This window comes from Nitrospirota bacterium, from assembly GCA_016212215.1.
GTDB lineage: Bacteria > Nitrospirota > 9FT-COMBO-42-15 > HDB-SIOI813 > HDB-SIOI813 > JACRGV01.
Genome location: JACRGV010000116.1, coordinates 1 through 6,156, shown reverse-complemented (window position 1 = coordinate 6,156; position 6,156 = coordinate 1). Strand labels below are relative to the sequence as shown.

General features: G+C 45.3%; 4 protein-coding genes. All 4 read left to right on the top strand.

Annotated features, from left to right (window positions below; genetic code table 11):
- The first annotated feature begins 380 nt into the window (after positions 1-380).
- The 4 genes from gatB (at position 381) to HZA08_10415 (ending at position 5,918) form a co-directional block, all read left to right on the top strand.
- Positions 381-1,838, top strand: a complete 1,458-nt coding sequence (gene gatB / locus HZA08_10430; protein ID MBI5193840.1) for an Asp-tRNA(Asn)/Glu-tRNA(Gln) amidotransferase subunit GatB — start codon at positions 381-383, stop codon at positions 1,836-1,838.
- A gap of 68 nt (positions 1,839-1,906) precedes the next feature.
- Positions 1,907-3,187, top strand: a complete 1,281-nt coding sequence (gene eno, locus HZA08_10425) for a phosphopyruvate hydratase (protein ID MBI5193839.1) — start codon at positions 1,907-1,909, stop codon at positions 3,185-3,187.
- A 111-nt stretch (positions 3,188-3,298) separates the two neighbouring features.
- Positions 3,299-3,643 (top strand): septum formation initiator family protein, encoded by a 345-nt coding sequence (locus HZA08_10420; protein ID MBI5193838.1) that lies wholly within the window; start codon positions 3,299-3,301, stop codon positions 3,641-3,643.
- 55 nt (positions 3,644-3,698) lie between these two features.
- Positions 3,699-5,918 (top strand): hypothetical protein, encoded by a 2,220-nt coding sequence (locus tag HZA08_10415; protein MBI5193837.1) that lies wholly within the window; start codon positions 3,699-3,701, stop codon positions 5,916-5,918.
- The last annotated feature ends 238 nt before the right edge of the window (positions 5,919-6,156 follow it).

The window sequence follows — 6,156 nt, the reverse complement described above, 5'->3', positions numbered from 1 at the left end:
GCATGAGCGGGGCGCTCACAAATGGCAATGAAAACCCCACCCTCACCCTAACCCTCTCCCTGAGGGAGAGGGGGCTACGTTGATTCCCTCCCCTTCAAGGGGAGGGGTAGGGTGGGGATGGGGTTTATTTTCGGATGAACCGTCATGAGCGGGTTGCTCACAAAGGGGTATGAAAATTAACCACAGAGAACACAGAGAATAAATATTATTAAAACCTTAAAACCACTCTTTTCTCTGTGAACTCCGGTTTAACGGTTTGATACGATTGGTTACAGTAAACATATATTAAAAAAGGAGGAGGACACAGGGTTTTACTATATATGAGGTCTTTTAATACATTATTACTCTGTGTTCTCTGTGGTTAAAATCGGGGTTTTCGGATGAGCATCAAAGAAAAATACGAGGTTGTGATCGGGCTTGAAGTTCATGCACAGCTTCTGACAAAATCAAAGATATTCTGCGGGTGCAGTACGAAGTTTGGTGCTTCTCCCAATACACAGGTCTGCCCTGTATGTCTTGGACTGCCGGGTGTGCTTCCGGTATTAAACAAGGAGGTGGTGAACTTTGCCATGATGATGGCTATTGCTGCCAACTGTACTATTACGCCTTACTCCCGTTTTGCAAGGAAAAACTATTTCTATCCTGACCTGCCAAAAGGGTATCAGATATCACAGTATGAACTGCCCCTTGCAGTAGGCGGACATGCTGATATAAGTGTGAACAATGAGGTAAAACGTATCGGCATTACAAGGATCCATCTGGAAGAGGATGCGGGTAAATCCATTCACGACGGCGGCGGTGACACAAGCCTTGTTGACCTTAACAGGGCCGGAGTGCCGCTCATTGAGATAGTGAGTGAGCCGGATATACGAACATCTGAGGAGGCTGTGGAGTATCTGAAAAAGCTGAGAGAAATTGTACGCTATCTGGAGATATGTGACGGCAATATGGAGGAGGGGAGCTTCAGGTGTGATGCCAATGTGTCTATCAGGCCGGTTGGAGAGAAGGCACTCGGTACAAAGGCAGAGATAAAGAATATGAACTCCTTCAGATTTGTTATGAAGGCACTTGAATATGAGATTGAACGCCAGATTGATGTTGTTGAAAACGGCGGCAGGGTGATACAGGAAACGAGATTATGGGACTCTGACAGGGGAGTCACTGTTTCGATGCGGAGTAAGGAAGAGGCACATGATTACAGATATTTCCCTGAACCTGACCTTGTTCCTGTTGAGGTATCTGAAGAGTGGAAGGAGGAGGTCAGGAAAAGACTGCCGGAGCTTCCGGATGACAAGAGGAATCGGTTTATAAGTAACTATGAGATCCCTGATTATGATGCAATGGTGCTGACCTCTTCAAGGGCGCTCGCAGACTTTTTTGAAGAGGCTGTAAGCTGTTACAGAAAACCAAAGGTTATAAGCAACTGGGTTATGGGAGACCTTCTCAGAGATTTGAAGCTGTCGGGCGCAGAGGTCGAGCAGTCTCCTGTTAAACCGGGGCAGATAGCCTCAATGGTAAAGATGATAGATGACGGGATAATAAGCGGGAAGATCGCAAAGACCGTATTTGAAGAGATGTATAAATCAGGCAAAGACCCTGATGTCATTGTGAAGGAGCAGGGGCTTGTCCAGATTACGGATGAGTCTGCTATAGAAGGTATTGTAGATAAAGTCATTGCTGAGAACCCTAAAGAGGCTGAGGCATTCCGCGGCGGGAAGGACAAACTGATGGGATTCTTTGTAGGGCAGGTGATGAAGCTGTCAGGGGGGAAGGCAAACCCGGCGGCTGTGAATCAGATAATAAAGAGGAGATTAGGCTCAGTGAACAGTGAACAGTGAATAGATATAAACATTCTGTTTACCATTCACCATTCACCATTCACCATTCACTAAAAAAGGAGGAGCTAATGAGTGAAATAATTGATGTGTTTGCACGGGAGATACTGGATTCAAGAGGAAATCCGACGGTTGAGGCAGAAATAATACTTGAGAGTGGGACTATGGCCCGTGCGGCTGTTCCGTCAGGGGCATCTACAGGGACGCATGAGGCCGTTGAATTAAGGGATGGAGAAAAGAGGCGTTATCTTGGGAAGGGTGTTAACAAGGCGGTTGCAAATGTAATTGATACGATTGGTCCTGAGATTATCGGGATGGATGCAACAGAGCAGGTGCTTATTGATAAGACTATGATCGAGATGGACGGCACTGATAATAAAAGTAACCTCGGTGCTAATGCCATCTTGAGTGTATCACTTGCAATTGCAAGGGCAGCGGCAGAGGATGTCGGCCTTCCGCTTTATCAATACATAGGCGGTGTGGGTGCACGTGAACTGCCTGTACCGATGATGAATATCCTGAATGGCGGTAAGCACGCTGATAACAACCTCGACCTGCAGGAGTTCATGATAATACCGGCAGGGACTGACAATGTTGCTGATGCCATAAGAATGGGGACAGAGGTGTTTCACACACTTAAAAGCATATTGCATAAGAAGGGTTTGAGTACCTCAGTGGGTGATGAAGGCGGGTTTGCCCCAAACCTTTCCTCAAATGAAGAGGCGATTCAGTTAATAATGAAGAGTATCGAAGACGCAGGTTACAGGCCCGGCGAGGACATCCTGATTGCACTTGATTCTGCATCCAGTGAATTTTACAAAGACGGCAAATATTATTTAAAGGGTGAGGGTAAAGAGGGCAGGTCTTCTGAAGATATGATAAATTTCTATGAGGACTTGGTAAACAGGTACCCCATTATTTCTATTGAAGACGGGCTTGCAGAGGATGACTGGGCAGGATGGAAGGCCCTGACCTCAAGGCTTGGAAAGAGAGTCCAACTAGTCGGTGATGATATTTTTGTCACCAATGTAAAACTCCTTGAAAAGGGGATAAATGAGGGAGTAGGAAATTCTATTCTTGTAAAGGTAAATCAGATAGGTTCATTAACAGAGACACTGGATGCTATTGAGATGGCAAAGCGGGCAGGCTATACTGCGGTTATCTCTCACCGTTCAGGCGAGACAGAGGATACAACCATTGCAGACCTCTCAGTTGCATGTAATGCAGGCCAGATCAAGACCGGTTCATTATCAAGGACAGACAGACTTGCCAAATACAATCAGCTCATCCGCATAGAAGAAGAGCTTGGAGAGATAGCATTGTATAGGGGCAGGAAGGTGTTTAAAAGATAGTGAACAGTAAGCAGTGAACAGTGAACAGTAAAAAGAGAGCAGTGAAGGCAGATTTTTCTGCTTACTGCTAACCGCTTACTGCTTACGTAGCGGTACGTTTGAGGAGAAATTATGACCTCTTATATTAAAACCGGGGATAATGGTTTTCGCAATTACTTGAGACAGCACAAGCGTCAATTAACAATTGCCGGGTATGTTGTTACTGCCATCTATCTCCTGTTCTCCCTTATCTTCAGCGACCTGGGGCTTTTAAAATATTTCTCTATAAAGAGGGACCACAACAGGCTTAGTCATGAAATATCTCAGCTTGACTCATCCAACAAATCCCTTCGTGAAGAGGTGACCAAACTCAAGACAGACCCTGATTATATAGAATCAATTGCACGGGACAAACTTGGATTGGTAAAGGAGGGGGAGAAGGTGTATAAGTTTGAAGAGAGGACAAATCAAAAATAAAAGATTGATAAAGTTCCATAATTTTTATATTTGATATTTCATTTTTGATATTTATATGAGAGACCGTCCGCTCCACATAGCCTTTTTCTGGCACATGCATCAGCCGTATTATAAAGACCCGATGACGGACAGCTTTATTATGCCCTGGGTCAGACTGCATGGGTTGAAAGATTACTATGACATGGTAGCCATCCTGGAGAATTACCCCAAGATTCACCAGACCTTTAACATGGTTCCTTCTTTAATGGAACAGCTCCTGAATTATACGGATTCCGGTCTGACTGATGATTACTTAGATGTAACCCTCAAACCTGCTGTTGAGCTTTCCCTTCAGGAAAAGAAGTTTATCCTGACCAATTTCTTTTCCCTACAGTGGGATAACATGCTGTTTGTCTATCCGAGATACAGAGACCTGCTGGAAAAGAGGGGGTATGAACCGACACAACAGGCACTTGAGAGGGCCTGCCGCAGGTTTACTACACAGGACTTCCTCGACCTTCAGGTATGGTTCAACTTATCATGGTTTGACCCTATGTTTAAAAATTCCGACCCCTTTCTGATTGCCCTGATAAAGAAGGACAGAGAGTTTTCTGAAGAGGAAAAGGGAGAACTCGTAAAGAAACAGATGGATGTCCTGAGATTGATTGTCCCTGAGTGCAGGAAGATGATTGAAAGGGGGCAGATTGAGGTAACGGCATCTCCCTACTATCATCCGATACTGCCTCTGCTATGCGATACAGATATTTCAAAGACTGCTATTCCGGGGATACTCCTACCCAAAAAGAGGTTCAGACATCCTGAGGATGCCAAGGCCCAGATTGACCGTGCTGTTGAGTATCATAAAAGGGTCTTCGGCGAGGCGCCGCGTGGGATGTGGCCGTCGGAAGGCTCTGTCAGTGAAGACATAATACCTTTTGTCAGCGAGGCCGGTATAAAGTGGATTGCAACAGATGAGGAGATACTGGCAAAGTCTCTGGATATGCACTTTTACAGGGGGCTTTCGGACACTGACAATGTCCCTGAACCGCTATATAAGCCATACTATGTTGAGAAGCATGGCCATCGGGTATCCATGATATTCAGGGACCATCAGCTCTCTGACCTGCTTGGATTTGTATATTCCAAATGGGACAGCAGAAAGGCTGTTGATGACCTGGTCGGGCGGTTACACCGCATCAGAAGACATGTGTCAGGGCACGACGGCAATCACCTTGTCTCGATTATTCTTGATGGTGAAAATGCTTGGGAACATTATAAAAACGACGGACATGATTTCCTGTCATACCTTTATGAAAGGCTGAGCAATGAAGATGCATTCAGGACTGTGAGGATAAGCGACTATATTAAAGAACATCCGCCGACAAGAAAGATTGAGCGGTTATTTCCAGGGTCTTGGATTAATCACAACTTCAAGATATGGATTGGACATGAAGAGGACAATGCCGCATGGGACCTTTTGACCGAGACGAGAGAGTTCCTTGTTTCAACGCAGAAAGAGCAGGAAGGGAAAATTGAAGATGCAAAGTTCAAAGAGGCATGGGAAAAACTCTACATAGCCGAGGGTAGTGACTGGTGCTGGTGGTTCGGTGAAGAACACAACTCCGGCATGGATGACAAGTTTGATTACCTGTTCAGGTCTCAGTTGATGGGGATTTATAAGATACTCGGGAAAGAAGCGCCTGAACACTTCAAGATACCCTGCCTGCGCGAGGACCGGAAGAGCAAGCTGGTAAAGGAACTGGTGGCCTTTATAAAACCTAAGATTGACGGTATGGTTACAAGTTACTATGAATGGCTGCCTGCAGGGATTTACGATACCAAATCTTCAGGCAGTGCAATGCATCAGGTGGACAGTGTTATTACGGACATCTATTACGGATTTGATCTCAATAACCTTTTTATCCGCCTTGATACAAAACTCAATCTTACTACCGGCAGTGCAGAGGGTATGATATTCGGGATCCATATCATAAAACCGTACCCGGAGCGTATAGAGATAAAGATTTCACAGCCGGACAGCGTCTCAGCAGTGTTATATGAAAAAGACGGAGAAGGAAATTGGGAACATGTTCAGGACATAGAAAATGTTGCGGCCCGTGACATTATAGAAATAGCCATCCCCTTTAAACTTCTGAAAGCGACAGCAAACGAAGATGTCCAGTTTATGATTACCCTCAACAGAGGCGAAGAAGAACTCGAACGCTGGCCCTCCCCCGGCTACCTTTCATTTGATGTTCCTACCGAAGAGTTTGAGGCAATAAGGTGGTGCGTGTAAAAGTTTCCTGCCTTAATTTTCCCTCCTTTAATCTAAGGGTCTGTCATAAAATAACCTATACATTTATGCATCTCATCTTCCGGCCATCTTTGTGTGCTTCGTAAGCGGTTAATTAACCCCACCCTCAGAGCTGCATGCTGAGGATGGAGTTGCGGTCAACGTATTGAGGTAATAATGCCTTGTAGTCTGATTCAGTCTCAGCCAATGGCAGGCGTTCAAACATGTACCTGAGATAACG

Bases quoted from the DNA above. Each gene is read 5' to 3' on its own strand.
- gatB (MBI5193840.1), top strand. From the start codon at position 381: ATGAGCATCAAAGAAAAATACGAGGTTGTGATCGGGCTTGAAGTTCAT.
- eno (MBI5193839.1), top strand. From the start codon at position 1,907: ATGAGTGAAATAATTGATGTGTTTGCACGGGAGATACTGGATTCAAGA.
- HZA08_10420 (MBI5193838.1), top strand. From the start codon at position 3,299: ATGACCTCTTATATTAAAACCGGGGATAATGGTTTTCGCAATTACTTG.
- HZA08_10415 (MBI5193837.1), top strand. From the start codon at position 3,699: ATGAGAGACCGTCCGCTCCACATAGCCTTTTTCTGGCACATGCATCAG.